This window comes from Bacteroides caecimuris (assembly GCF_001688725.2).
Lineage (GTDB): Bacteria > Bacteroidota > Bacteroidia > Bacteroidales > Bacteroidaceae > Bacteroides > Bacteroides caecimuris.
This window is the reverse complement of record NZ_CP015401.2, coordinates 4,569,752-4,596,726: the sequence shown is the minus strand read 5'-3', so window position 1 is coordinate 4,596,726 and position 26,975 is coordinate 4,569,752. Positions and strand designations below refer to the sequence as shown.

Sequence of the window (26,975 nt, the reverse complement as noted above, 5' to 3'; positions counted from 1 at the left end):
CTAAACCTATGACAGTTTCGCTAATTATATCAACATACAATTCACCCAAAGCATTAGAGCTTTGTCTGAAAAGTGTACTTCAGCAGTCAACACTCCCCGACGAGGTGCTGATAGCAGACGACGGTTCCGGAGAAGAAACCATAAAAGTGGTAAAGGAGTTTCAGAAGGAATCTCCCGTGCCAGTGATACACGTCTGGCATGAGGATAATGGTTTCAGACTGACTGCCATCAGAAATAAAGCCATTGCAAAAGCTAGTATGGACTACATCATTCAGATTGACGGAGATATTATTTTAAATCGTCATTTTGTCAAAGACCACAAACGCTTTGCACGCAAAAATAGTTTTGTGAGTGGCAGCAGACTTAACATACAACCGGAACTCTCGGAAAAATTAATAGCAGAACGAAGCATACAAGTTTCAATCCGTAACAAAGGAGTGCATAACCGACTCAACGGAATACGCTGGGGATTGCTAACATGGCTTCTACAAAACTATCACCGGACAGACCTACTGTATGTACGCGGCTGTAATATGGGATTCTGGAAAAGCGACTTGTTAATGGTCAACGGATATGATGAGAGCATGATCGGCTGGGGACGTGAAGATAGCGAAATTGCCTGTCGGCTTATTAATGCCGGTATCCGTAAACGTATTATCAAAAATGCAGGAATTGTCTTTCATCTGTATCATCAGGACAATTCACGGGCACAATTCAATATTAACAACGAGATACTACAACGGACAATTGAAGAAAAACGTACTTGGTGCTCCAAAGGAGTTGACCAGTATTTAGCCAAGAAAAAAATTGAATAACAAATATGGAACAAAAGAAATTGAATTTTCTGGATCGAAACGAATTTAATTACGCACCTTCTGAAGAGGTGGTAGAAGCACTAAAAAACTTCGACATAAACAAGCTTTGCTTTTACACCCGCATTTATGATGAAGGGAAAAAGAGTATATTATCTGTTTTCTTATCTGAATCATACAACATCGACGAGACGCAAGTTTTATTGGGATACGGTGGAGAAGACATTCTGAAACAAGCCGTTCATTTCTTCCTGACGGAAGAAGACGGCAATAAAACGATGCTGATTCCTAAATTCTCATGGTGGTATTATAAATCTATCGCGGACGAAGTGAATGGGCGTACGCTACAATATCCTCTCTACGAAGACGGTAACACATTCAAATATGACTTCGTAGCCCTAAAAGAGATGATACAGAAAGAGAATCCGAAGATTCTGCTGCTTGCATCTCCGAATAATCCGACTGGAAACGGTCTGACACCGGAAGAGTTGGACGAACTGCTGGCAGAAGTGCCGGCCAGCACCAAAGTGTTGATAGACGAGGCATACGCTTCTTTCGTTTCAACCGATACTAGTTATATCAAAAAGCTGGTTAATAAATATCCGAATCTGATTTTCTCTCGTACTTTGTCCAAATTTTATGGATTGCCCGGCTTGCGTATGGGATTCGGATTTATGAGTAAGGAACTGGAAAAATTCAGCAGATACAGCAATAAATATCTGGGATACAACCGGATATCCGAAGATATCGCCATTGCAGCTCTTAAATCGGACGCACACTACCGCAACATCGCCAAACTGATGAACGAAGACCGTGAGCGTTACGAAAAGGAAATCGGCGTGTTACCCGGATTCAAGGTATATGAATCGGTTGCCAATTTCATTTTAATCAAATATCCGATAGAGCTAAAAGAGGCTTTACAAAAGGCTTTTGCCGAACAGAGTTACAAAATTAAATTCATGAATGAACCGGATATCAACACCCACTTGCGCATTACATTGGGACGTCCAGAACAGAACCGGATCGTTATAGATACAATCAAAGAAATAGCCTCTAAATGAAAGCTGTAATATTAGCTGCAGGAATAGCTTCGCGCTTACGCCCGCTGACCGATACGACTCCTAAATGTCTCCTGAAGATAGGAGAACGATGTTTGCTGGAAAGAGCTTTTGACGCCTTGATACAAAATGGCTTTGACGAGTTCATTATTGTCACAGGATACCGTCAACAACAAATAGTCGATTTTCTGCAGACACGTTATCCTGAACGGAAGGTCACTTTTATTTATAATGACAGATATGAATCGACCAACAATATCTATTCCTTATGGCTTACCCGACCTTATGCCGACGAAGAAGAAGTGTTGCTTTTGGACAGCGATATCGTGTTCGATCCTCAAATTGTGGCAAAGCTTCTTGGTTCAGACAAAGCCGACGCATTGGCACTCAACCGCCATGAATTGGGAGCGGAAGAGATAAAGGTTATCGCGGACGAAGAACAGAAAGTTGTCGAAATCAGCAAGGTTTGCTCTATCCCCGAAGCAATCGGCGAATCTATAGGAATCGAGAAGATGTCGGCAACATACACCAAGGCATTATTTCAGGAGTTAGAGACAATGATTACAGTGGAAGGGTTGGATAATATTTTCTACGAACGTGCTTTTGAAAGGTTGATTCCACAAGGGTATAGTTTTTACGTGATAGATACGACTGAGTTCTTTTCGGCCGAATTGGACACGGTGGAAGATTTCCAACAAGCACAGAAGCTGATTCCAGCCAGTCTTTATTAATATCAAAGTTAAAGAAATATGGCTACTTACAATATACGTCCCTTACAGCTTCGCATCCTGAAGAACTTGTTGGCAATAGACAAGGTTTGCAAAGAGCATAATCTACGCTATTATATCATGGCAGGAACGATGTTGGGAGCTGTCCGCCACAAAGGGTTTATTCCCTGGGACGATGATTTGGATATCGGCATGCCAAGAGCCGATTATGATTTATTAATGGCTAATGCCAAAGAATGGTTGCCGAAACCATACGAAGCTGTTTGTGCTGAAAATGACAAAGAGTATCCTCTCCCATTTGCCAAAATACAGGATGCAGACACGACTTTAATAGAACGCATGCATCTCAAATATTTGGGTGGCGTATATATTGATGTATTTCCGTTGGATGGTGTGCCAGAAAAACGGATGAGACAAAGAATGCATTTCGCCAAATATGAATTCTACAAGCGGGTACTGTACCTGATTCATCGTGACCCGTACAAACACGGAAAAGGTCCAAGCTCATGGATACCGTTATTATGCAGAAAACTATATACGCTCACAGAGGTACAGAAAAAAATTAGAAAGGTAATGACTAAATATGATTTTGACAACAGTCCCCTTGTCTGCGATTATGACGACGGCATGAAAGGGATTATGTCAAAAGAAGTATTGGGAACTCCGACTCCTATCTTCTTTGAAGGTGAAGAGGTATGGGGCGTACAAGAATACGATAGTTACCTGACTCGGAAATATGGGGATTACATGACCATCCCCAAACAAAGCGGGCAAAGGCAACATAATTTTCATTATTTGGACTTGGATAAACCTTATCGGGATTTTAATGTCTAAGTAGAAAACACATATAATAGAAATGAGAATAGGCTTTGACGGAAAACGCGCTGTACAGAACTTCACAGGATTAGGCAATTATAGCCGCTATATTGCGGATATATTATGTCGTTTTTATCCAGAGAATGAGTATATCCTATACGCTCCCAAAAAGCGCAACAATAAAAGGCTAGGTATGTTGACTGAGAAGTATCCGCAGTTACACCTTGCTTACCCTGCCACGTCTTTCTGGAGAAAATTCAGTTCCCTATGGCGTATATCCAGCATCACCCGTCAATTGGAAAATGAAGAAGTCGGCATATTCCATGGTCTTAGCAACGAGCTTCCGCTGAATATCCACAAAAGCCACATCAAAAGCATTGTCAGTATCCATGACTTGATTTTCCTGAGATACCCACAATACTATCATTTCCTTGACAGGAAAATATATACGTATAAATTTCGTAAAGCATGCGAGAATGCTGATAAGATAATCGCTATCAGCGAATGTACAAAGCGTGATATCATCAAGTTTTTCCATATCCCTGCCGATAAAATAGAGGTTGTCTACCAAGGTTGCGATCCCGTATTCGAACAATTCGTCGGCAATGAGAAAAAAGAAGAAGTACGCTCCAAATACCAATTGCCACCAAAATATATATTAAACGTAGGCAGCATTGAAGAACGTAAAAATGCTTTATTACTAGTGCAAGCACTACCACAATTGCCACAAGACATACACCTCGTCATTGTAGGCAAACGTACACCTTACACAGAAAAAATAGAGCGTTTTGCCAGTGAGCATAATCTAACCCCAAGAGTACATATCATGCACAATGTGCCTTTTGGAGATTTACCCGCTATTTATCAATTGGCTGAGATATTTGCATATCCCTCTTATTTCGAAGGTTTTGGAATACCTATCATAGAAGCTTTACATTCCGGAATACCCGTTGTCGCAGCTACAGGGTCATGCCTAGAAGAAGCAGGAGGACCGGATTCTATATATGTTAACCCGGATAGCGTAGATGAAGCCAGTCGGGCATTTAACGAGATTCTATCCAAACCAGAGAAAAAGAAGTTGATGATTGAGAAAGGAAAGGAATTCATAAAACAGTTCTCAGAAGAAAAACAAGCTACTCAAATCATAAATATTTATAATAACATCAATAACAGATATGAATAACGATGTAACAATACAGAAACCGCTATTTTCCATTTTAATTCCAACATGGAACAATTTAGCATTCCTGAAACTATGCCTTAAAAGTATTACCAAAAATTCCACTTTTAATCATCAAATTCTAATACACGTCAATGACGGAAGCGACGGAACATTAGAATGGGTAAAAAAAAACAATATAACATATACACATAGTGAGCAAAATATAGGAATCTGTTGGTCATTAAATTTATTACGAACTAAAGTTGAGACTGATTATATCGTCTATATGAATGACGACATGTATGTTTGCCCAGAGTGGGATAAGATGCTTTGGAATGAAGTCAATAAGGCGCCTGACAAACTATTCTTTTTCTCTTCAACACTAATACAGCCCTTTCCTTGTGGAAACAAAGGAGTTATAGCGCCTGCCAACTTCGGAGAAGATACTGAAAGTTTTCAGGAAGAAAAACTACTAAAAGAATACAAAACTCTACCACACCATGACTGGTTCGGAGCTACTCCTCCTCCCAACATAGTACATCGTGACATTTGGGATTTAGTAGGAGGATATAGCGTAGAATACTCACCTGGAATGTATAGTGATCCTGATTTTTCAGCAAAACTATGGATGGCAGGTGTACGACTATTCAAAGGTGTTTCCGACAGTAGAGTATATCATTTTGAAGCCCGCTCAACAACGCGTGTAAAAAAGAATAAAGGACATATACAGTTTTTATTGAAATGGGGAATTACTTCTGGCTCATTTAGAAAAGACATGATGAAAAAAGGAGAGATTTTTGATGAAATGAGACTATGCAACATTTATCATAAAAAATTAAGAAGAGATATTTTCAGAAGCAAACTAAAAAAAATATTGTATTTATTTCAAGACGGACTTGCTAAAAAATTATGGGAGTAGATTAATGATAATCTTTAAAAAAGATATTTTGATAATCATATTTTCTTAAATATATATCATAAATATCTTTCTCCTTTTTCCAAAAATAGCAATAAGCCCCTGAGGAATGAGAAAAGAGAGAACGACATGATCGGCATAAACGAAACAACAGAATACGAGAAACAATATGATTGGTAGTTTCTTTGCGTGCAGCTCTACGAAATACATATCTCTTAAAGAACTGATTGGTATAATAGAGAGAAAGTTCAACAGTGTATTTTACATCCCACCCGCGGAGAGATGCATATTCTGTCATTATATAAGCCAAAGCCTCTTGTGACGTACACAAACGGCACATATTGCGACATACAGTATCACAATCAATATCAGTCAATAACTGCATACGATTAACATCAACCAAAGAGAAGCTATATCCTTCAGTTTCATTATGGTGAATCAGGATATTCCCAGGGGAATAATCAAGGTGTAAAATACCTGCCTGGTGAAGTGCTACCGTATAACGTGCGAAAGCCAATAGCCTTTCTTCATTGCCTTTCACATCTCCACCCATTAAACCACGCACTGTTTCACCACCATCATAACAGCAAATATAATAACTGTGCGAAAGAAGCCCCTTTTGATATTGCTCGATCATAGCAACCGGCTCCGGAGTATCAAAACCATGCTTTTGGATTTCCATTGAATATATATAGGAGCGCTCAGCCTTTGATTGGCGGAAAAATGAATAGACAACACGATTAATGATGTGAGGCTTCTTAAAGCTTTTCACAACAACATCAACATTATCCAAATTTACCCGTTTCAAAATATTACGTCCATCATACACTACATTCCCTTCATTCTCAAAGAACTGAGGAATGCCTTCAATCTGTTTCTGTAAATGTGCGTACTTGGGATTTACAATCACTCTCATTACACTCTCCTAATATAATACTAATTACAAAGATGGAGCAAAGATAAAGAAATTAAGGCATATTCCGAATATATTTTTTTCTTTTCTCACAAAGATTGGCTAACTCTCTATACACATAGCAAATACTGTTGTGAACAACTTTAGTCGTTTTTTCTTTTTTCTTTTCATTTATATTTAGACATAAATGCTTTTTTTGCTATGTTTGCACAATAAAAAGCATAAAGAAGTTAAGCATGAAAACAATCAAAAGAATTCTGATTATTCGATTTAGACAAATAGGGGACTCTATTTTAGCTGTTGCATTGTGCAGTACGCTGAAAAAAAGTTTTCCTGATGCAGAAATACACTTTGTGCTGAATAAAAATATAGCCCCTCTCTATGAAGGGCATCCGGATATAGATAAAGTTATTACTTTTGACAAGAACGAGAATAAGCCATTCACCGCTTATATAAAAAAAATATGGCAAGTGACACACCAAAACAAATACGATGTCATCATTGATATGCGCTCTACAATCCGGACTCTCTTCTTCTCTCTTTTCTCATTAAATACCCCTTTCCGGATAGGACGAATCAAGGGATACACACGTTTCCTGTTAAATTATCGGACAGATACTTACAGTAACTGCCTGACAACGGATATGGTAGAACGCAACTTATTGCTTGCAGCGCCATTAGAGAAAATCAAGCCTATTCAATATACAAAAGAATTCAGGTTATACCTCACTGATCAGGAGAAAGAAGACTTTCGACATTATATGAAAAAGGAGGGGATAGATTTTACGCGTCCCGTATTCCTAATAGGAGTCACCACTAAGCTCCTCCATAAAAAATGGAATACGGAGTTTATGATAACCACTCTTAAAAGGATATTGGAAGAATACAAGGACATACAAATGATCTTCAACTATGCACCGGGGTATGAAGAAGAAGATGCAAGAAATATCTACAAGGAATTGGGATGTCCGGAACGTATCAAGATCGACATACAAGCTTCCTCATTACGACAACTGGCAGCACTTTGCGCCAACTGCTCGTTTTATTTCGGAAACGAAGGAGGAGCTCGGCACATTGCGCAAGCCCTTGAAATTCCTTCATTCGCCATTTATTCGCCAAGTGCTTCTAAATCAATGTGGCTACCTGCAAATTCCGTACTTGCCCGAGGTATTAGTCCCGACGATATTCTTCCACCGGAACAACAAGTAACATTAACTTATGAAGAACGTTTTGCATTAATTACCCCAGAAAAGGTATACGATCAATTAACTTCGACATTAAGACAATTGAGCTAATTCACGATACAAATCCAAATAAGCCTGTATATGTTTCTCATAACTGAATGAATAAGCATACTCTTTCATGTTATTTATGCGTTCTTCATTTTTGTAGAAATCCGGCAAATGTTCTTGAATACTCCGCACCATAGAGTCTGTATCAAGTTGATCCCACATAAAAGCATGTCCACCGCAAACTTCCGGCAAGCTAGTCCGACTAGCGGCAAAAACAGCTTTACCGAATTGCATGGCTTCAATAACAGGTAAGCCAAAACCTTCACCTTCACTCGGAAACAGAAATGCGTCACAATTTCGATACAGCCAGACTTTTTCCGGTTGCGTCACTACGCCTGCAAGATAAACATTGGAAAGTTGCTTTTCACGAATCAAAGTACGAAGCTCCTCTGAATAAACACCATGTCCGCAAGTAGTATCTCCACAAATATATAAATCGTATTCTGGAAAAGACTGCATCACATCGAGAAGGAGATGAAAATTCTTCTTTTTACGGATTTGTCCGATAGTAAAAAAGAAAGGACGTCCGGTAGCAAAGGCTGGACGGGCTCCTTCCAGAGTATCGATACGTTCCACTCCATTATAGATAACACGAATCTCTTTTCCCCGCATGTTAACATGTTGACGGACAATGTCTGCTGTATAATGAGAAATAGCAGTTACCACCGCTGCTTTATCTATTTTATGCTGCATCCGGCGAAGGTACAACTTTACTTTCCAAGGCTTCTTTTCTTTCAAAAAGTTGAAATCATGAATAGTAAATATAAACTTTGTCCCTTTGGCAACACGCGCAAGTTTTCTTTGTTGATTCACCGCATGCCAGACATCTACTTTAGGTAATGTAAACGGAAAAAGCTTATTAATCCGACGAACAGGTATACAAGTCACATTCTCTCCGAAATCTTGCACACTTCTCTTACGCATCAAATAGATAAAATGTATATCATCTATAGGCAAAGAAGCAAAAAGAGCGGCATAATTAACCGCTATCTGCCCAAAGCCTACTGCAATACTACCGTAATTCGTAAGATCAATCAACACTTTTTTCTTATTTTCCATCTGTTTTTCCATGATTATCTTCTGTTCTTTCATGTAACACAATGATTATTCAATTGCCAGGTAGAATGTTCTATATCAACTTATAATCCCTTCTATTTTTGCTATAACCTGTTCCGGTTTTATATCTCTTAAACAGGCATAATCACCACGCCAGCAAGGTTTCTGTCCATATACAGAGCAGGGACGGCATGATAAATCAAGCTGTACGGTATTGACCGGCAATTGCTTCCAGCCCATAAAACCGGCATAAGGATGAGTAGCCCCCCAAATAGAAACAACCGGAATATTGACCAAGGACGCCAAATGCATATTGGCAGAATCCATTGAAAGCATCACATCTAAATGACTCATCAGATTCAATTCGGTACGCATATTCAACTTACCTATCATGGAAACCACCGTAGGATATTTAGCAATCCATGTGTCAAATACCTCCTGCTCGCTTTTGCCACCTCCAAAAAGGAAAACTTTCACTTTAGGATTAGCCGCAAAATGTGCTATAACTTGCTCCTGTAACTCTAACGGATAAATCTTGCCTATGTGTTTGGCAAATGGGGCTATACCAATCCATTTCTGATCTTCCTTAGGTCCTGTGACTGGCTCTATCTCCGCAAAGTTGCCTTTCCCTTCGCCATAAATAGAAGAGAAATTTAATAAAACCGGTAAACCTAACTTCTCAAGCACATCGGCATAACGGCGAAAAGAGCTCTTCTGATTCTCCATCACCTTATCGTGACGACGAATCAGTTTCTTTTTACCGGTCCTTCCTTTACAAATGGAAGCTACTGTTTTATTGGCAAGACGGAATCGCAGGCATAAATATTTGGAACGAAGCACATGATGAAAATCTGCTATGTAATCAAAATGCATCGCTTTCAACTCCGAATAGAGGCTATTCAAGCCCCAAAATCCCTTGTGTTTGCCTGTTAAATCAGCTCCGACAAAACCCACATTCGCAGGCAGCCCCTGAAAAAGCGGCTGCCATACAGCACGACTTAACACTGTTATTTCGTGCTGTGGATATTGCACAGCCAACGAATGTATTACCGGTATTGTCATGGCTACATCGCCAAGAGCTGAAAAACGAATAATGAGAATACGCGCCATTCGTTATTTTTTTGCATAAAGCACCGGATTCAATGCCGGGTCATTATACATCTTCATCTGTTTATATACTTTCATATATTTTCTCCCGGCTTCGATATCAGTCAACAGCTGCTCAATAGCCGCAGAGAGGTCTTTACGTTGTTCCAGCAGGATATTCAGCTTAGTCTGGCATTGGACACGGTGTTCCTCCGTAGTATCCGTACGCTCCACTTCCTGCTGCATGTGGTAAATTTTCAATGCAAGAATTGACAAGCGGTCAATAGCCCACGCAGGACTTTCTGTATTGATCGTTGCGTCAGAGAGAGGTTTTACTTCTTTGTATTTGTCTAAGAAGTAGCTATCAATTAATTCCACCAAGTCTGTACGATCCTGATTTGATTTATCAATTCTTCTTTTCAAAGTCAATGCTTCTACCGGATCAATCTGCGGGTCACGGATAATATCCTCAAAATGCCATTGCACAGCATCAATCCAGTTCTTTAGATATAAATAATACTCAATAGTTTTCAACTCGTAAGGATTGTTCATCGGAGCATCCACACTATCCGTTACATGGTAATCTGTTGTCGATTTCCAAAAAATCTCGTTGCAAAGGTTACTAAATGTCATAATCTTAACTAGCTAATAGATATATAATAGGACAAATCTATGTAATATTTTTCAGACAAGCAACCGTTTCTTACTTTTTTATTTGTTACCTTTGTGAGTATAAAAGATGAATTGTATATGAAAATTATTATCGACAACAAAATACCTTATATAAAAGAAGCGGTTCAGAAAATAGCCGACGAGGTGGTTTATGTACCGGGAAAAGATTTTACTCCGGAGCTCGTACGGGATGCAGACGCACTTATTGTCCGTACCCGCACACATTGCAACCGGAATTTATTGAAAGGTAGTCGGGTGAAATTCATAGCGACAGCAACCATAGGCTTCGATCATATTGATACAGAGTATTGCAAACAAGCAGACATAGAATGGGCAAATGCTCCGGGATGCAATTCTGCTTCTGTCGCCCAATATATACAGTCATCGCTTCTGGTGTGGAAATCTTGCAGAAACAAAAAGCTGAACAAACTGACAATTGGAATCATAGGAGTGGGAAACGTAGGGAGTAAGATAGCTAAAGTTGCCCGGGATTTTGGCATGCGTGTTTTACTGAATGATTTGCCACGGGAGGAAAAAGAAGGAACAGAGCAGTTCGCCTCACTAAATAAAATAGCAGAAGAATGTGATATCATTACCTTTCACGTACCTTTATATAAGGAAGGGAAATATAAAACCTTCCACCTGGCAGATGAGAACTTTTTCCAGTCACTCAAACGAAAACCGGTTATCATTAATACCTCCCGAGGAGAGGTCATTGACACTGATGCTCTTTTAAAGGCCTTGGACAGCCGAACCATTTCGGATGCCATCATCGATGTATGGGAACATGAACCGGAAATTAACCGTGAGTTATTAGAGAAGGTATTTATTGGTACTCCCCACATTGCGGGTTACTCTGCCGATGGAAAAGCAAACGCCACACGCATGTCATTGGATGCCATTTGCAAATTCTTCCAAATAGAAGCTGATTATAAAATAAACGCACCGGCACCCGACGCTCCTATTATACATGCCAAAAACCATGAAGAAGCAATCCTCCAGATGTATAATCCAATCGAAGATAGCACCCGATTGAAAAATCAACCGGAACAATTCGAAACCTTACGCGGGGATTATCCTTTGCGACGAGAAGAGACAGCTTATTTAATTAAGTATTAGGTATTAACCGTAGCGACCGAGAACTTCATAAAATTCCATCAAACAATTATCTGCATGGAGTAATACTTAATACCTAATACTTATTTCTTAATACTTGTTCTATGACTTGCGGGAAGTGTTCATATTCCAAAGCATGCACTTTCTTGGCTACATCATCCGGAGAATCTGTCGGAAGAACAGGACAGGTAGCTTGAAAGATTGTATTTCCTTCGTCATAATGTTCATTTATATAATGTATAGTAATACCGCTTTCCTTTTCACCGGCAGCCACTACCGCTTCATGAACCCGGTCACCATACATTCCCTTGCCTCCAAACTTCGGCAGAAGAGCAGGATGTATATTTATGATTTTATTAGGATAAGCATGCAAAAGTAAATCAGGCACACGAACCAGAAAGCCAGCCAGTACAACAAAGTCGATATGATACTCCTGCAAAATAGCCAAAATTTCATCTCCGGCTATCCAGTCCTCCTTTGAAAACACGTTAGAAGGCACCCCTAAACGATGTGCACGTTCCAAAACGCATGCATCACTTTTATTAGAAAGTACCAACGAAACCTGAGCAGAATCGTTTTTTTGGAAAAACCGGATAATATTCTCAGCATTTGAACCGGAACCGGAAGCAAAAATTGCAATGTTTTTCTTCATAACCCTCAATCTCGATGCACAAAACAGTGAAAAATGTGCAAAACTTTGCATTTATTTAGTCAAATATTTGCGCAAAACGATAAATATTCATTCCTTTGCACCGCAAATTTAAAGAAATAAAACTAATTATTAATTAAAAACTTAAAGTTATGTCTGAAATTGCATCAAGAGTAAAAGCAATTATCGTTGATAAATTAGGCGTAGAAGAATCAGAAGTTACAACCGAAGCAAGCTTCACTAACGACCTGGGAGCGGATTCTCTTGACACTGTAGAACTTATCATGGAATTCGAAAAAGAATTCGGTATCTCTATTCCTGATGACCAAGCAGAAAAGATTGGTACTGTAGGTGATGCTGTATCTTATATCGAAGAACACGCTAAGTAATTCGATTTCATCAATATGGAATTAAAAAGAGTGGTAGTAACAGGCCTTGGCGCCATTACTCCCGTTGGCAACAGCGTTCCCGAATTTTGGGAAAACCTTGTGAACGGGGTTAGTGGAGCAGGGCCTATTACTCATTTTGATGCGTCATTATTCAAGACCCAATTCGCATGTGAAGTGAAAAACTTCGATGCAACGAAATACATAGACCGCAAAGAAGCAAGAAAGATGGACCTGTATACTCAATATGCCATCGCTGTTGCCAAAGAAGCGGTGAGTGATTCCGGTCTTGACGTCGAGAAAGAAGACTTGAACAAAATCGGTGTTATTTTCGGCGCCGGTATTGGTGGTATACATACATTTGAAGAAGAGGTAGGTAATTACTACACTCGTCAGGAAATGGGTCCGAAGTTTAATCCGTTCTTCATTCCAAAGATGATCTCGGATATTGCAGCCGGACAGATTTCTATTATGTATGGTTTCCATGGTCCTAACTACGCGACTTGTTCAGCATGTGCTACTTCAACCAACGCTATTGCAGATGCTTTCAACCTGATTCGTCTGGGTAAAGCAAACGTAATTGTATCCGGTGGTTCGGAAGCAGCTATCTTCCCGGCAGGTGTGGGCGGTTTCAACGCTATGCACGCACTGTCAACACGCAACGACGAAGCTTCCAAAGCTTCGCGTCCGTTTAGCGCAAGCCGTGATGGTTTCATTATGGGCGAAGGTGGCGGTTGCCTGATCCTGGAAGAACTGGAACACGCTAAAGCTCGCGGTGCAAAAATCTATGCAGAAATTGCCGGCGTAGGTATGTCTGCAGATGCACATCACCTGACAGCTTCTCATCCGGAAGGTCTGGGAGCGAAATTGGTGATGAGAAATGCACTGGAAGATGCGGAAATGGATCCGAAAGAAGTAGATTATATCAATGTACACGGTACATCTACTCCGGTTGGTGACATTTCAGAAGCAAAAGCAATCAAGGAAGTATTCGGTGATCATGCGTTCGAGTTGAACATCAGTTCAACAAAATCAATGACAGGTCACTTGCTGGGAGCTGCCGGTGCGGTAGAATCTATTGCAAGTATCCTTGCTATCAAGAACGGCATTGTTCCTCCGACTATCAACCACGAAGAAGGTGACAACGACGAAAATATCGACTATAACCTTAATTTCACGTTCAATAAAGCACAAAAACGCGAAGTTAATGTTGCTTTGTCCAATACATTTGGATTTGGTGGTCACAATGCGTGTGTTATCTTCAAGAAATACGCAGAGTAATATCGTGTTACGTAACAAAATAGATAAGATAAGGCTCTTGTTCCGCAAGGATAAAGAGTCTTATCTTTGTTTTTACCGGATACTCGGGTTCTACCCGCGCAATATCCAGCTTTATGAGCAGGCTCTCCTGCACAAATCGACTTCTGTCCGCTCCGACAAGGGACGTCCCCTCAACAATGAACGGCTAGAGTTTTTAGGTGACGCCATCCTCGACGCCATCGTAGGAGATATTGTCTACAAACGTTTTGAAGGGAAACGGGAAGGTTTCCTGACCAACACACGTTCTAAGATCGTACAGCGGGAGACTTTGAACAAGTTAGCCGTTGAAATCGGTTTGGATAAACTCATAAAGTATTCCACCCGTTCTTCTTCCCACAACAGTTATATGTACGGAAATGCTTTTGAGGCATTTATCGGAGCCATTTACCTAGATCAGGGGTATGAACGCTGCAAACAGTTTATGGAACAACGGATCATCAACCACTATATCGACCTGGATAAAATATCCCGAAAAGAGGTTAACTTCAAATCCAAACTTATTGAGTGGAGCCAAAAAAATAAGATGGAGGTTTCCTTTGAGCTAATCGAGCAATTTCTTGACCACGACAGCAACCCTGTTTTCCAAACCGAAGTACGCATTGAAGGATTTCCGGCAGGAACAGGTACGGGATATTCCAAAAAAGAATCTCAACAGAATGCCGCCCAAATGGCTATAAAGAAAGTAAAGGACCCTGCATTTATGTCAACTGTTGAAGAGATCAAAACACAACATGTAGTAACTACAACAGAATCGAAAGTTGAACTTGCAACTAATTCTGATACAGAATTGGCAACCAAGCTTGAGAATGAACTTGAAGCCGAACTGAATGTAATTCCCGAAACAAAACCGGAGAATGCTTTAGAAGAAAACACCTCCGATAATGAAATTTCTACGGTACAACCTACGATGGAAGCCGGGAAAACTAGCCAAAGCAAATCCCCATGCGACGCCCCTGAATCACTAAATCGTGATCTTGCGTAACTAATTTCAGCTTTCCTGCAACTTCTTCAAGAGGGATAGATGCAATATCGTCCCCTTTTAAAGCTACCATACGCCCGAATTCACCTTTGGCGATCAATTCTGTCGCATGGCCGCCCATACGGGTAGAAAGATTGCGGTCGAAAGGAGTAGGCGAACCACCGCGCTGAATATACCCCAGAACTGTTTCGCGGGTTTCTATACCAGTCTCATATTCAATCTCCTGTGCAATATACTCAGCTGCGCGTTTGCGTCCGTCTGTCCTAATACCTTCTGCTACCACTACAATAGAATAAGGCTTGCCCTTTTTCAGCCTTTCCAGAATCGTATTACCAATATTTTTAATATCATAAGCAATTTCAGGGACAAGAATCACATCCCCTCCTCCTGCCATACCGGAATACAAAGCAATCCAACCCGCCTTATGCCCCATCACTTCAATCACCATCACCCTTTTGTGAGAACTTGCAGTGGAATGTAAACGGTCGATGGCATCGGTAGCAATAGTTACTGCCGAGTCGAAACCGAAAGAAATATCTGTGCCCCAAATATCATTATCAATGGTTTTAGGAACAGATACGATATTAATTCCCATTGCAGCCAACTTCGCCGCAGTCTTTTGTGTACCATTTCCACCGATACAAACGACACAATCGAGTCCCAATTCCCGGATATTCTGAAGAATTAAAGATGGTTTGTCAACATCCGAGACAACACCTCCTTTTTTAAAAGGCTTCTCACGAGAGGTTCCTAACATCGTTCCACCCAGATTGAGCAAACCGGAAAGCGACTTATCTGTAATAGATTCGACATCTTTAGTCAGCAGGCCCTGAAAACCGCTGTGAATACCTACCACTTCCATCCCGTAATAATTGATGGCAGTTTTACACACACCACGAATCGTGGCATTGATACCGGGACAATCCCCGCCGGATGTTAAGATTCCAATTCTCATTGTCGCATATTTTAGTCTAAAACTCGGGATTTATATGAAAGTCGTCTCTTTTTAACGATTATTTCCGTGGTAAAGATAGAAAAAAAAGATAAATAAGTTACTTTTGCATGACTAAACATTATTATGTTAAAGCAGAAATGAATATTACAAAAATTATTAGTAAGACTTTCGATTCCCGTTTAAAACAGATAGACCTATATGCTAGCCAGGCTAGTGAGATACAACATCGTGTGTTAAACCGCTTAACACGTCAGGCCGCTCAAACCGAATGGGGAAGAAAGTATGATTATTCCTCTATCCGTAACTATGAAGATTTCCGAAAACGTGTTCCTATCCAAACATACGAAGAAATTAAGCCTTATGTAGAACGTTTGCGAGCTGGGGAACAGAATCTGCTTTGGCCATCGGAAATACGCTGGTTTGCAAAATCCTCCGGAACGACTAATGATAAAAGTAAATTCCTTCCTGTCAGCAAAGAAGCGCTGGAAGATATCCATTACAGAGGAGGAAAAGACGCGGCGGCTCTTTATTTCCGTATCAATCCAAATAGCCATTTTTTCTCTGGTAAGGGACTGATTCTAGGAGGAAGCCATAGCCCGAACCTCAATTCCAATCATAGTTTAGTAGGAGATTTATCCGCTATTCTGATTCAAAACGTAAATCCGCTTATCAATTTCATTCGTGTACCAAGCAAGAAAATTGCGTTGATGAGCGAATGGGAAACCAAGATAGAAGCAATCGCCAACAGTACGATTCCGGTAAATGTGACAAGTCTGTCCGGTGTGCCGTCGTGGATGCTGGTACTTATCAAACGCATCCTTGAAAAGACAGGAAAGCAGTCACTGGAAGAAGTATGGCCCAATCTGGAAGTTTTCTTCCATGGCGGAGTGGCTTTCACGCCATACCGTGAGCAATATAAGCAGGTGATTACAACACCTAAAATGCATTATGTAGAGACCTATAATGCCTCGGAAGGATATTTCGGAACCCAAAACGACCTTTCCGATCCTGCCATGCTATTAATGATCGACTATGGAATTTTCTACGAATTTATTCCTTTGGAAGAAGTAGGAAAAGAAAATCCACGGGCTTATTGCCTTGAAGAAGTCGAGCTTAACAAGAACTATGCAATGGTTATTTCTACTTCCTGTGGTTTGTGGAGATACATGATTGGTGATACGGTGAAGTTTACCAGCAAGAATCCATACAAGTTTGTCATCACGGGAAGAACAAAGCATTTCATCAATGCATTCGGTGAAGAGCTGATTGTTGATAATGCTGAAAAAGGATTGGCAAAGGCTTGCGCAGAAACCGGAGCACAAATTTGCGAATACTCTGCAGCACCAGTGTTTATGGATGAAAACGCAAAATGCCGACATCAGTGGCTGATAGAATTCGCCAAAATGCCGGATTCCGTAGAAAAGTTCGCTGAGATACTTGACGCTACGCTGAAAGAGGTTAACTCTGACTATGAGGCCAAACGATGGAAAGATATTGCTTTGCAACCATTGGAAGTGATCATTGCCCGACAAGGATTGTTTCACGACTGGATGGCACAGAAAGGAAAACTAGGAGGACAGCACAAAGTCCCTCGATTAAGCAATACACGCGAATATATAGAGACAATGCTTGTGCTGAATAATAGCACTCATTCGGAAGAATAACCAAAAACCAAAACATAACCATTACAAGTTTTTTCCATTACAGAGGTTACTTGTATAAGGAGAGAGCGTCAAAAAAACTCTCCGATTTCTTCCAAGCACGGATTACACGAATTACATGGATAAGTTTATTCTCTTTTCTTGTTTATTCGTGTAATCCGTGCCTTAGTTATGTCAATTAATTACCGGGCATTGACAATGATTCCTCCTCCTAATAGTAATCCGTCTCCATAGAATGCGGCGGCCTGCCCGGGAGCAACGGCAGTTAACGGTTCGTGAAGTTGTACATGCAGTAAGTGGTCCGGTGTAATGGTAATCGTACCATGATTCTCTTGTTTACGATATCTTATCTTCACAATTATGTCAGCACGTCCTAAAGTACGTTCCTGATTTACAAGATTCCAATCTTTCAACCACATTTCTGTTTTTTCCAGTGCTGAAAGAGAAGCTAACACCACTTCGTTCTTTTCAGAATCAATCTCTTTCACAAATACAGGACGATTCAGATGAATACCCAAGCCGCGTCTTTGTCCAATAGTATAAAAAGGATAGCCTTCATGCCAAGCAATAAAACGCCCCTTTTCATCGATAAATCGTCCTCTTCTGATTCTATCAGACCAGGTTTGTTTATCACTATCCGTTGTCTGACTATCGTTGATTGATGCCTCACTATTGCTGACCGACGTCTGACCATTTCTGACCAACCAGTCTTTTAAAAAGGTCCGATAGTCCATCGGGCAAAAACAAACACCTATACTATCCTTTTTGGTTGCCACCTTTCGGAATCCATGTTCAGCAGCCCAGGCACGGGCTTCCACTTTCGTGATATCACCCATCGGCAACAGCATCCTATTAAGAATATCCTGTTTCAAGCCCCATAAAAAGAAAGTTTGGTCCTTATCCAAGTCGGCAGCATGTGTTATATAAACGGTTTCATTTAGTCGTATATTCCGTGCATAATGACCGGTAGCAATATAGAAAACGCCCATTTCATCGGCAATTTTAGCGAGCAAAGGCCATTTCAGATAATTATTACACAATGTACAGGGGACCGGAGTACGACCTGCCAAGTATTCCTGCACAAAATATTCAATAATCTGCCGGGCAAATATCTCACGGGCATCGTACGTTATATGCCGTATTCCTAAACGTTCTGCCAAATTACGAGCATCTTCCAGGTACTCCGTCGAACCATTCAATTCATAAAAACGGAAGGTTACTCCGATTACTTCATAACCGGCCTCCAGCAATCGCATAGCAGCAACAGAGCTATCCGTACCACCACTCATTCCAAGCAATACGCGTTTGTTTTTCTCTATCATGCTGCAAAATTAAGTATTTTCCCGTATCTTTGTCAGTTAAAGCCTAAAAGAGAATGAAAGAAAGACCAACTAACGGACGAGTTATAATCGTTTTCACAGAGCATCCGATATTCGGCATATTACTGATTCCGTATATTGCGGAAAGGCTGAACGATGGTACCTTGCAATTAGTGGAACAAGCGTTTCACGCCTCTTCCGAGGCTATAAGTATGATGAGTGAAGCAGAAAGACAAGCTATTGATATTGCTTCATATTACACAGAAAAGTACTTGATGGGGCTCTACTCCCGTGAGAAAACAGTATCGCGTTTTCTACACAAGCTATCCAAAGATCCGGCACGAATTAAAAATCATATTCGCCCGTTTATTGAGAAGAAGTTGTTGGAAATGCTGGCATTGATACGGGAAAACGGGCTGCCTTTTTATCAGAAACAAGCCGGTAGTAAAATACTATATGCCCATCATGCTTATCATATCAACCCTCATGACGTCGAAATTCGCGTAACGTTTCATGTTGACAGTAAAACATTCCGCTATCAGTTACAATGTTATTATGAAGGGCAATCATTCTCTTTGAGTGAACTAAAACCTGTGGTTGTACTGACCTCCTCACCAGTCACCCTATTATTGGGAATGGAGTTATACTTCTTTCCGCACATTGAAAGCGCACGAATCCTAGCTTTCACAAAGAAAAGATCAATTAGCGTAGACGCCTCACAGATTGAAAAATACATAGACAACATCGTTATTCCGATTGCACGTTATCACGAAATCGAGACTCACGGTTTAAATATCATGGAAGAAAAATGTGTCTGTGAAGCTATTCTCTCATTCGAAGATGTCACGTATAACGGGCAAGCATTACAGCTTGGTTTCCGTTACAGAGACCAGATATTCACACCGGATAGTGCCATTGAGATGAAGAAAATCGTTTATCGGAAAACGTCCGGTGAAATCTGCTTTTTCCGGCGAAATATGATAATGGAAGAACAAGCTGTCCAACTCTTAACGGATGCCGGTCTGCAACAGCTCAACAATACATATTTCAGCCTATCACCCAAGACTCCGGAAAAGACGCTTGTCGAATGGATCAACAACCACCGGGAGCTATTGCAGCAATCCTTCCACCTCATCAACAACGCAGAAAATGCACGTTATAGCCTGGATGAAATACACATTGAGCAAAGTTGCGACAATGAAGTCGACTGGTTTGAACTGCATATCACAGTTGTTATCGGTAATCTACGTATCCCCTTTTCACGTTTCCGCAAGCATATTCTGGAGGAAAAGAGAGAATATCTATTACCTGACGGTCGCATGATTCTCCTGCCCGAAGAGTGGTTCAGCAAATATGCCAACCTACTGGAGATGGGAATACAAACAGAAAAAGGAATCCGCCTGAAACATACGTTTATAGGTGCCGTGCAGACAGCCTTGGGTGAGAACGGCATAAAAAAGATTCCGGCGAAACAGCAGATACGTAAGGTTGCCGTGCCGAAAACCCTCAAAGCAACATTACGTCCCTATCAGCAGAAAGGATTCTCATGGATGGTACATCTGTATAAGCGAGGATTCGGCGGATGCCTGGCAGATGATATGGGACTCGGGAAGACGCTTCAAACCCTGACTCTGCTACAATACATATACAAGCCATCCGCTCCCAAGCAACCCGCCACCCTGATTGTTGTTCCTACGTCGCTACTTCACAACTGGCGCCGGGAAGCCAAACGCTTTACAGCGCTCTCGATGACGGAATACAACAACACCGTGGCTATAGACAAGAAACGACCGGAAAAATTCTTCGGTCGTTTTCACTTGATCTTTACCACGTATGGCATGATGAAAAATAACATTGATATACTCCGTTCTTACCGTTTCAAATACGTCGTGCTCGATGAAAGTCAGAATATCAAGAATAGCGACTCACTTAACTTCCGGTCGGCAATTCAACTGCAAAGTAACCACCGACTAGTACTGACAGGTACTCCTATCGAAAACTCATTAAAAGACCTGTGGGCACAATTTCATTTTATACAACCGGACCTACTGGGGGCGGAAAGTGCTTTCCAAAAACAATTCATAATTCCGATTCGCCAGGGAAACGCACGCGTAGAAACACAATTGCAACAACTGATAGCCCCATTCATCCTCCGCAGAAGCAAGAAGGAGGTAGCTCCGGAACTTCCTGAACTCACCGAAGAAACCATCTACTGTGACATGACTGGAGAGCAGAATACGTGTTACGAGCAGGAGAAAAACAGCCTGCGTAACATACTTCTTCAGCACACTCAAAGTACGGACAGACTCCATTCATTCAGTGTACTAAATGGTATTCTGCGTTTACGACAACTCTCTTGCCACCCGCAACTTATTTTTCCTGATTACACCGGAACATCCGGAAAAGCCACACAGATCATTGAAACATTCGATACATTACAGAGCGAAGGACACAAAGTTCTCATTTTCTCTTCATTCGTCAAACATCTCGAGTTGCTGGCCGAAGCTTTCCAAGAGCGAGGCTGGAAATATGCCCTATTAACAGGATCGACCAGCAATCGTTCTTCCGAAATCGCCCATTTCACCGATCAGAAAGATGTCCAGGCATTCCTTATTTCGCTAAAAGCAGGGGGTGTGGGACTCAATCTTACGCAAGCCGACTATGTGTTTATCATAGATCCCTGGTGGAATCCGGCCGCCGAATCGCAAGCAATCGCCCGTGCCCATCGCATCGGTCAGGACAAGCAGGTGATTGCCTATCGCTTCATTACACAAAACAGCATCGAGGAAAAGATTCTGCATCTGCAAGATGAGAAACGAAGACTGGCGGAAACATTTGTTGCCGACAGTGAGTCATTGCCCATATTAAGCAATGAGCAATGGGTAGACTTACTCTAATAAAATACATAAAGCCTCAATCTATCATAGAGACACGTAAAATGTATTATTTCATCGTATTCCTGAATTTTTTTATCCATATACTCTTATTTTATCCGGTTATCTTTGCCACTGTGAAAATTATCAATAACCCGAAATAATAAATGTATGAAAAACAGGAGCATTACCTACCTATTACTATTTGGTATTTGCAGCATGTTGGCAATCATGCAATCATGCCAAAAAACAGATGACCTGGAAGCAGACATCAATTCTCTGAAAGACCGTGTCGCTGCTTTGGAAAAAGCAACGGAAGGACTGAATACTTCATTTGCCAGTCTGCAAGCCCTTATGCAAAAAAACAAAATCATTATCGGAATTACTCCGACTAAAGATGGTTTAGGATATTTGCTGGAACTTAGTGACGGGACAAGCATTAAAGTCGTGGAAAGTGAAGCAGTACAAGCGTCTGTCCCCGAATTTTCCGTAGACGAAGAAGGCTACTGGATATATAAAACAAGTAATGATACAGATTTCAACTATCTGCCGGGAGCCGATGGAGAGAAAGTATCAGCATGGCCCCGTGATGAAGCAGGCAATGTAGTGACAACTCCATTAATCAACGTATCTTCCAGTGGATATTGGCAAGTGAGCTACGATAACGGACAAACATATACAAGCTTAGATACTAAAGCCGAAGGTGGAAGTCAGGGAGGAACCAGTATATTCAATAAGGTAGAATATAATGAAGCAAACCATACTTTCTCATTCACCCTGGCTGATGGTGAGAAAACATATACTTTCCCGGTAGACGACAGCTTCGGACTGATCATTTATGGTCTCAATGATGCTGACAGCGAACAAGCTGTGCAAGTTTTTGCCCCCAATGAGAGCCATAAAGAGTATATAGTAGAGCAGAATGACGTGCAACAAGCTGCCATACAAGCTCCTAAAGGGTGGGATGTTCTTTTATCCGAGAACTTATTAACTATCACACCACAAGCAACTGTTGTAAAAGACGTTGAAGAAACAATTAAGATTGTACTTACTTCATCAAAGAACTATATCCGTATTGTTTCTATTGAAGTGAAACAACTTTCCAATGAAAGCGGAGCAAAAGCCTGGCTACAATTTGCAAACGCAGATCAACAGAATGTATTATTGGATTTTTCATACGCCGGATATAAACATGGTGAAATAGCACCTCCTGAAATAGAAACACTAATAGCACAAGGATATAAAGTATACGATGTTACAGATCCCAAATATGGAGCTATTCCAAACGATGGTGAATCTGACAGAGCAGCTTTCATGAAGGTATTGGAAGAAATAGCGAGTGAAACAAAGCAAGAAGATCTCAATAATATGACAGATCGATATATTAAAGAAAACGCTAAAGCTATTATCTACTTCCCGGAAGGGAATTATATTCTACAAGACGAAGCATCTAAAGATCGCAGGATTCGTATATCGATGAGTGATATTGTTTTAAAAGGGGCCGGAAGAAACAAAACAACTCTCGAAATGACCGCTGCTAATAATTCTCCCAAACCAACTGAGGAAATGTGGAATGCTCCCGTTATGATGGAGTTCAAACATAATACAGGATTGGGAGAATCAATTGGTGCTGTCACTGAAGATGCTCCCATAGGCAGCAAAACCATAACGGCCAGTTTAACAGGAGTAAGTGCGGGCAGTTGGGTATGTCTCGTACTGGGAACCCCGAAGTTGGGAAACACAGATGATGATGTGATTAATGCCGAACTATCTCCTTACCAATGGCAAGATATTAAAGTGCAGCAAGGCATAACTCCCAATATCAAGACAAATGGCATTCAAATATTCGAGTACCATCAGATTGAGAAGATTAGTGGTAACAGTGTTACCTTTAAAGAACCCATCATGCATGCCATTCATAAAGATTGGGGATGGAATGTACATAAATTCGCCAATTATGCCCATGTTGGCGTAGAAGACCTTACGTTTAAAGGACATGCCAAAGAGAAGTTCATTCACCATGGCTCTGACATAGATGACGGTGGTTTTAAGCTCATCGATTTTGTGCGTCTGACCAATTCGTGGATGCGCCGGGTTAATTTCGAGAGCGTCAGTGAAGCCATGTCAATCACAAGCTCTGCCAATTGTTCTGCTTATGACATCACTATTGGTGGTAATCGCGGACATGCTTCTATCCGCTCGCAAGCTTCTTCGCGTATCTTTATTGGAAAAGTAACTGAAAACAGCAATGGCTACACACTTAGAAAAGGAGAAGGTGAAAACACGTTGATGGAATATAAAACGAACGTTGGTCAATATCACGCTTGCGGTGTTTCAAAGCAAAGCATGGGTGCCGTAATATGGAATGTGAGATGGGGAGATGATTCTTGCTTTGAATCACATGCCACACAGCCACGCGCAACGTTGATTGACTGCTGTACCGGTGGCTTCATGCATTGGCGACAAGGAGGAGACTCTGCCCAAATGCCAAATCACATGGAGAATCTGACAATATGGAATTTCTATGCAACAAATACACAAACAGATCCGGACATCGATACAGAAGGTAAATTTACTTGGTGGGATGGCAACGGCTTTTGGTGGAAATTTATGCCTCCTGTCATTGTCGGTTTCCACGGGCGTCCTTTAGATTTTGATGATACTCAGATGAAGCTACTCGAAAGCAACGGAGCTGCCGTGGAACCATATTCGCTCTATGAGGCTCAGTTACGTAAACGTTTGGGATATGTTCCTTCCTGGCTATCCTCTTTAAAATAATAACTTTAAAACAATATAATCATGAAAAAAGTATGGAGTATGTTCATGTTATTGGCTGTATGTCTGATAGCATGTACCAACATTGACGATTTGGAAGATGATGTAGACGCACTGAAAAAGCGCGTCACCGCACTCGAGACACAAGTACGTGACATAAATAGCAACACGGAAGCCCTTCGCGAACTCTATAATGAAGGTACATTTATTACTAATATAGAGGAAAAGCCTGATTCCTACACACTCACTTTGAGCAATGGGAAGACAGTAAATCTATATATGAAAAACGACAATAACTTGTTATGCCCTATTATCGGTATCGACTCAGAGGGCTACTGGACTGTTCTTTATAACAAAAATGAAACTCCGGAGCGTCTGACTGTAAACGGACAGCCTGTGAAAGCTAATGGAGAGAGTGGCAAAACTCCTACGTTTAACGTAGATAGCGAAGGCTACTGGCAGGTTAGCTATGACGGAGGAAAAAACTATGAATATATATACAAAGAAGGAACTACTGACAAAGTCAGCGCAACGGGCGACGGTTCCGCTCCGGCAGAAGACAAAAACTTCAAGAGTGTAACAGTGGAAAACAACGAACTGGTCTTGGCACTTGCAGGTGAGGATGCTCCAACCATACGTATCCCTATCATCAGCGACTTTGAATGTAGTTTTGCGGCTAAAGATTTAGAACAAATACAAGAGTTTTCCGCAGGTGAAACGAAAGAATTTACAATGACCATGAGAGGAGTGGAAAATACAATGATCACTGCTCCGGAAGGATGGAGTGCTAAATTCTCTAAGGAGGCTGGAAAAGAAAATGTATTGGTTGTCACTGCTCCTGCATCCGATGCAAGGATGACGACTCGTGCCACTGCTGATAACAGTACTGATATTGCGGTGTTGGCAACAAGCGGCAAGTATGCGATGATTGCAAAAATCCAGGTTAATGTCAAGAATCGTACGGATTATAAAGCAATGTTTGAAGCCGGAGAACTTCAGATCGGTGAAGAGACTCTGAATCCTGAAAATTATACAAGTAAGATAATAGACAGCAATGCAACAAGTGATATAAGTAGTGAGTTAAGTGTATCCGAAGGAACAATTCTGTTCCTAACAGGAACAGGTACGTTCACTATCAATTCCAATAAAGCGATTGGTGCTCCTATCGTCATTGTTGGGCAATATCCTGACGAACGGCCAAACCTAGAATTTGGAGAAAGTGCTTATTTAAGTTTAAAGAGTGGAAAACTTCTGTTGAAGAACATCAACATTAAAGCACGGGCCGCAAACTACTTATTTAATAGCCCGGCCAGTGGCGATGCCACATTTACCAATCTGACCATTGAAGACTGCAAAATGACTAATATAACAAAAGCTATGTATTACGTAGGTGCTACTACTGTAGGTATTGGTAATATCACATTCAAGAATTCTTTATTCGAATTTGTGAATACCGGCAACATAGCTTTCTTTAATACTACAAAAACTGCTAAACCCAGCATTTTTGGTAAACTAGTTTTCGAAAACAATATCATATATCATAAGACAAGTGTAAGCCCTATACAGATATTCAACTGGGCTATAGAGACCAATACTACAGATGAAGCTATTATGACTGTTAATATTAAGAACAACAGCTTTATCAATGTCAAAGGCAGTAATGTATTTATCAAAGCAAATAAGGCCAACATTAACTACACAAATAATATTTTCTGTATATCTTCCGAAAGCACTATAACTTCATATTTATATGAATTAAAGAATGTAGGTTCCACAGTTAATACAACCGACAACATTTTGTATGATACAAAGACAAACTGGAACTATGCCAATAGTGATGTATGTAAACCTGTAAATAATACATTATCGAAAGAGAGCACCATTCCTTTTACAGAAATTGATTGTATCAACGGTGTTTTCACTAAAGATCCTGCTTATATAAACAATGGAGCAACAATTGAATAAAACTCTTTTAGCGGTTTACTAATAAGAAGAAGAGGCTGTCTAAATTTCAGACAGCCTCTTCTTTCCATCCGGTCATGATGCCACTCCCGCCCAATCGCACCGTAATTATGCTTCAATGCTATCAACAATCACCGGCGGAAGAAAGTTTCCCGACAGACGCCCCGTTCTGTTAACGGATGCAAACGCATCCAAAGAGAGTCTGTCCGCATTTTGGAAAACGAAACAAACCGCCTGCCGATTTACATCCTTTAACAATAAAGCATTTCATTCCGCTTCATCCTCGCTTCAAGAAGCATTTATTTCCGTTTCTTGACAGATATTAAGTAAATATTTATCCAATTTTGGAACGGAGGTGAAACGGACCTGAAACGGAGGTGATACGGAGGTGATACGGAGAAGCGACGGAAAAGCAGCGAAAAAGCGGCGAAAAGACAAAAAAACAGAATCGTCGGGAAGGCTCCGGAAG

22 protein-coding genes are annotated in these 26,975 nt (G+C 40.8%); 15 read left to right on the top strand and 7 right to left on the bottom strand.

Features of this window, described 5'->3' with window-relative positions:
* The first annotated feature begins 8 nt into the window (after nt 1–8).
* Genes A4V03_RS19670 through A4V03_RS19645 form a run of 6 tightly spaced genes read left to right on the top strand, consistent with a single transcriptional unit; the run spans nt 9 to nt 5,495 of the window.
* Nucleotides 9–815, top strand: a complete 807-nt coding sequence (locus A4V03_RS19670) for a glycosyltransferase family 2 protein (protein ID WP_065540067.1) — start codon at nt 9–11, stop codon at nt 813–815.
* A 5-nt stretch (nt 816–820) separates the two neighbouring features.
* Nucleotides 821–1,873 carry a pyridoxal phosphate-dependent aminotransferase gene (locus A4V03_RS19665; RefSeq protein WP_065540066.1) on the top strand — a complete coding sequence of 351 codons (1,053 nt, stop codon included), beginning with the start codon at nt 821–823 and terminating at the stop codon, nt 1,871–1,873.
* Nucleotides 1,870–2,601: a phosphocholine cytidylyltransferase family protein gene (locus A4V03_RS19660; RefSeq protein ID WP_065540065.1), complete on the top strand. Its 732-nt coding sequence runs from the start codon at nt 1,870–1,872 to the stop codon at nt 2,599–2,601. The genes A4V03_RS19665 and A4V03_RS19660 overlap by 4 nt, the downstream gene beginning before the upstream one ends.
* An 18-nt stretch (nt 2,602–2,619) precedes the next feature.
* Nucleotides 2,620–3,432, top strand: a complete 813-nt coding sequence (locus tag A4V03_RS19655) for a LicD family protein (RefSeq protein ID WP_065540064.1) — start codon at nt 2,620–2,622, stop codon at nt 3,430–3,432.
* A 22-nt stretch (nt 3,433–3,454) separates the two neighbouring features.
* The gene (locus tag A4V03_RS19650; RefSeq protein ID WP_065540063.1) at nt 3,455–4,597 is read left to right on the top strand and encodes a glycosyltransferase family 4 protein; all 1,143 of its coding nucleotides are present in this window, start codon (nt 3,455–3,457) and stop codon (nt 4,595–4,597) included.
* Complete coding sequence (locus A4V03_RS19645; RefSeq protein WP_065540062.1) at nt 4,590–5,495, top strand: glycosyltransferase family 2 protein; 906 nt, start codon at nt 4,590–4,592, stop codon at nt 5,493–5,495. Before A4V03_RS19650 ends, A4V03_RS19645 begins: the two co-directional genes overlap by 8 nt.
* Before the next feature lies 1 nt (nt 5,496).
* Here the strand turns inward: A4V03_RS19645 and A4V03_RS19640 are convergent, their stop codons facing one another.
* The gene (locus A4V03_RS19640; RefSeq protein ID WP_065540061.1) at nt 5,497–6,408 is read right to left on the bottom strand and encodes a lipopolysaccharide kinase InaA family protein; all 912 of its coding nucleotides are present in this window, start codon (nt 6,406–6,408) and stop codon (nt 5,497–5,499) included.
* Nucleotides 6,409–6,641: 233 nt separating this feature from the next.
* Here A4V03_RS19640 and A4V03_RS19635 point away from each other — a divergent pair, with 233 nt between their 5' ends.
* On the top strand, nt 6,642–7,700 hold the full coding sequence (locus A4V03_RS19635) for a glycosyltransferase family 9 protein (protein WP_065540060.1): 1,059 nt from the start codon (nt 6,642–6,644) through the stop codon (nt 7,698–7,700).
* Here the strand turns inward: A4V03_RS19635 and A4V03_RS19630 are convergent.
* Genes A4V03_RS19630 through A4V03_RS19620 form a run of 3 tightly spaced genes read right to left on the bottom strand, consistent with a single transcriptional unit; the run spans nt 7,683 to nt 10,472 of the window.
* Nucleotides 7,683–8,789, bottom strand: coding sequence for a glycosyltransferase family 4 protein (locus A4V03_RS19630; RefSeq protein ID WP_369882193.1), 1,107 nt, complete (start codon nt 8,787–8,789; stop codon nt 7,683–7,685). The genes A4V03_RS19635 and A4V03_RS19630 overlap by 18 nt on opposite strands.
* 42 nt (nt 8,790–8,831) lie before the next feature.
* The gene (locus tag A4V03_RS19625; protein ID WP_065540059.1) at nt 8,832–9,863 is read right to left on the bottom strand and encodes a glycosyltransferase family 9 protein; all 1,032 of its coding nucleotides are present in this window, start codon (nt 9,861–9,863) and stop codon (nt 8,832–8,834) included.
* 3 nt (nt 9,864–9,866) lie between these two features.
* Nucleotides 9,867–10,472 carry a DUF4254 domain-containing protein gene (locus A4V03_RS19620; protein ID WP_065540058.1) on the bottom strand — a complete coding sequence of 202 codons (606 nt, stop codon included), beginning with the start codon at nt 10,470–10,472 and terminating at the stop codon, nt 9,867–9,869.
* Between the two features lie 117 nt (nt 10,473–10,589).
* Here A4V03_RS19620 and pdxB point away from each other — a divergent pair, with 117 nt between their 5' ends.
* The gene (pdxB, locus tag A4V03_RS19615; RefSeq protein WP_065540057.1) at nt 10,590–11,630 is read left to right on the top strand and encodes a 4-phosphoerythronate dehydrogenase PdxB; all 1,041 of its coding nucleotides are present in this window, start codon (nt 10,590–10,592) and stop codon (nt 11,628–11,630) included.
* Between the two features lie 73 nt (nt 11,631–11,703).
* Here pdxB and purN read toward each other — a convergent pair whose 3' ends face one another.
* Nucleotides 11,704–12,330: a phosphoribosylglycinamide formyltransferase gene (gene purN / locus A4V03_RS19610; RefSeq protein ID WP_065540056.1), complete on the bottom strand. Its 627-nt coding sequence runs from the start codon at nt 12,328–12,330 to the stop codon at nt 11,704–11,706.
* A gap of 98 nt (nt 12,331–12,428) precedes the next feature.
* Here purN and A4V03_RS19605 point away from each other — a divergent pair, with 98 nt between their 5' ends.
* From A4V03_RS19605 to rnc, 3 genes are read left to right on the top strand one after another with little or no spacing between them, the layout of a single operon-like run.
* Nucleotides 12,429–12,665: an acyl carrier protein gene (locus A4V03_RS19605; RefSeq protein ID WP_002558672.1), complete on the top strand. Its 237-nt coding sequence runs from the start codon at nt 12,429–12,431 to the stop codon at nt 12,663–12,665.
* Nucleotides 12,666–12,680: 15 nt separating this feature from the next.
* Nucleotides 12,681–13,943, top strand: coding sequence for a beta-ketoacyl-ACP synthase II (gene fabF / locus A4V03_RS19600; protein ID WP_065540055.1), 1,263 nt, complete (start codon nt 12,681–12,683; stop codon nt 13,941–13,943).
* Nucleotides 13,909–14,964 carry a ribonuclease III gene (rnc, locus tag A4V03_RS19595; protein ID WP_065540054.1) on the top strand — a complete coding sequence of 352 codons (1,056 nt, stop codon included), beginning with the start codon at nt 13,909–13,911 and terminating at the stop codon, nt 14,962–14,964. The genes fabF and rnc overlap by 35 nt, the downstream gene beginning before the upstream one ends.
* Here rnc and A4V03_RS19590 read toward each other — a convergent pair.
* Nucleotides 14,906–15,916, bottom strand: coding sequence for an ATP-dependent 6-phosphofructokinase (locus tag A4V03_RS19590; protein ID WP_065540053.1), 1,011 nt, complete (start codon nt 15,914–15,916; stop codon nt 14,906–14,908). The two genes, rnc and A4V03_RS19590, sit on opposite strands and share 59 nt — an antisense overlap.
* A 137-nt stretch (nt 15,917–16,053) precedes the next feature.
* Between A4V03_RS19590 and A4V03_RS19585 the strand changes: the two genes are divergently transcribed.
* A complete protein-coding gene (locus A4V03_RS19585; protein ID WP_065540514.1) occupies nt 16,054–17,580 on the top strand; it encodes a GH3 auxin-responsive promoter family protein in 1,527 nt (508 codons plus the stop codon).
* A 179-nt stretch (nt 17,581–17,759) separates the two neighbouring features.
* On the opposite strand, the gene mnmA is transcribed toward A4V03_RS19585, so the two are convergent.
* Nucleotides 17,760–18,899, bottom strand: a complete 1,140-nt coding sequence (mnmA, locus tag A4V03_RS19580) for a tRNA 2-thiouridine(34) synthase MnmA (protein WP_065540052.1) — start codon at nt 18,897–18,899, stop codon at nt 17,760–17,762.
* A 53-nt stretch (nt 18,900–18,952) separates the two neighbouring features.
* On the opposite strand from mnmA, the gene A4V03_RS19575 reads away from it, so the two are divergent.
* From A4V03_RS19575 to A4V03_RS19565, 3 genes are all read left to right on the top strand, one after another.
* Complete coding sequence (locus A4V03_RS19575; protein ID WP_065540051.1) at nt 18,953–21,793, top strand: DEAD/DEAH box helicase; 2,841 nt, start codon at nt 18,953–18,955, stop codon at nt 21,791–21,793.
* Between the two features lie 147 nt (nt 21,794–21,940).
* Nucleotides 21,941–24,547: a DUF4955 domain-containing protein gene (locus A4V03_RS19570; protein WP_065540050.1), complete on the top strand. Its 2,607-nt coding sequence runs from the start codon at nt 21,941–21,943 to the stop codon at nt 24,545–24,547.
* A gap of 21 nt (nt 24,548–24,568) precedes the next feature.
* Nucleotides 24,569–26,509 carry a PL29 family lyase N-terminal domain-containing protein gene (locus A4V03_RS19565; protein ID WP_065540049.1) on the top strand — a complete coding sequence of 647 codons (1,941 nt, stop codon included), beginning with the start codon at nt 24,569–24,571 and terminating at the stop codon, nt 26,507–26,509.
* Nucleotides 26,510–26,975 lie beyond the last annotated feature (466 nt).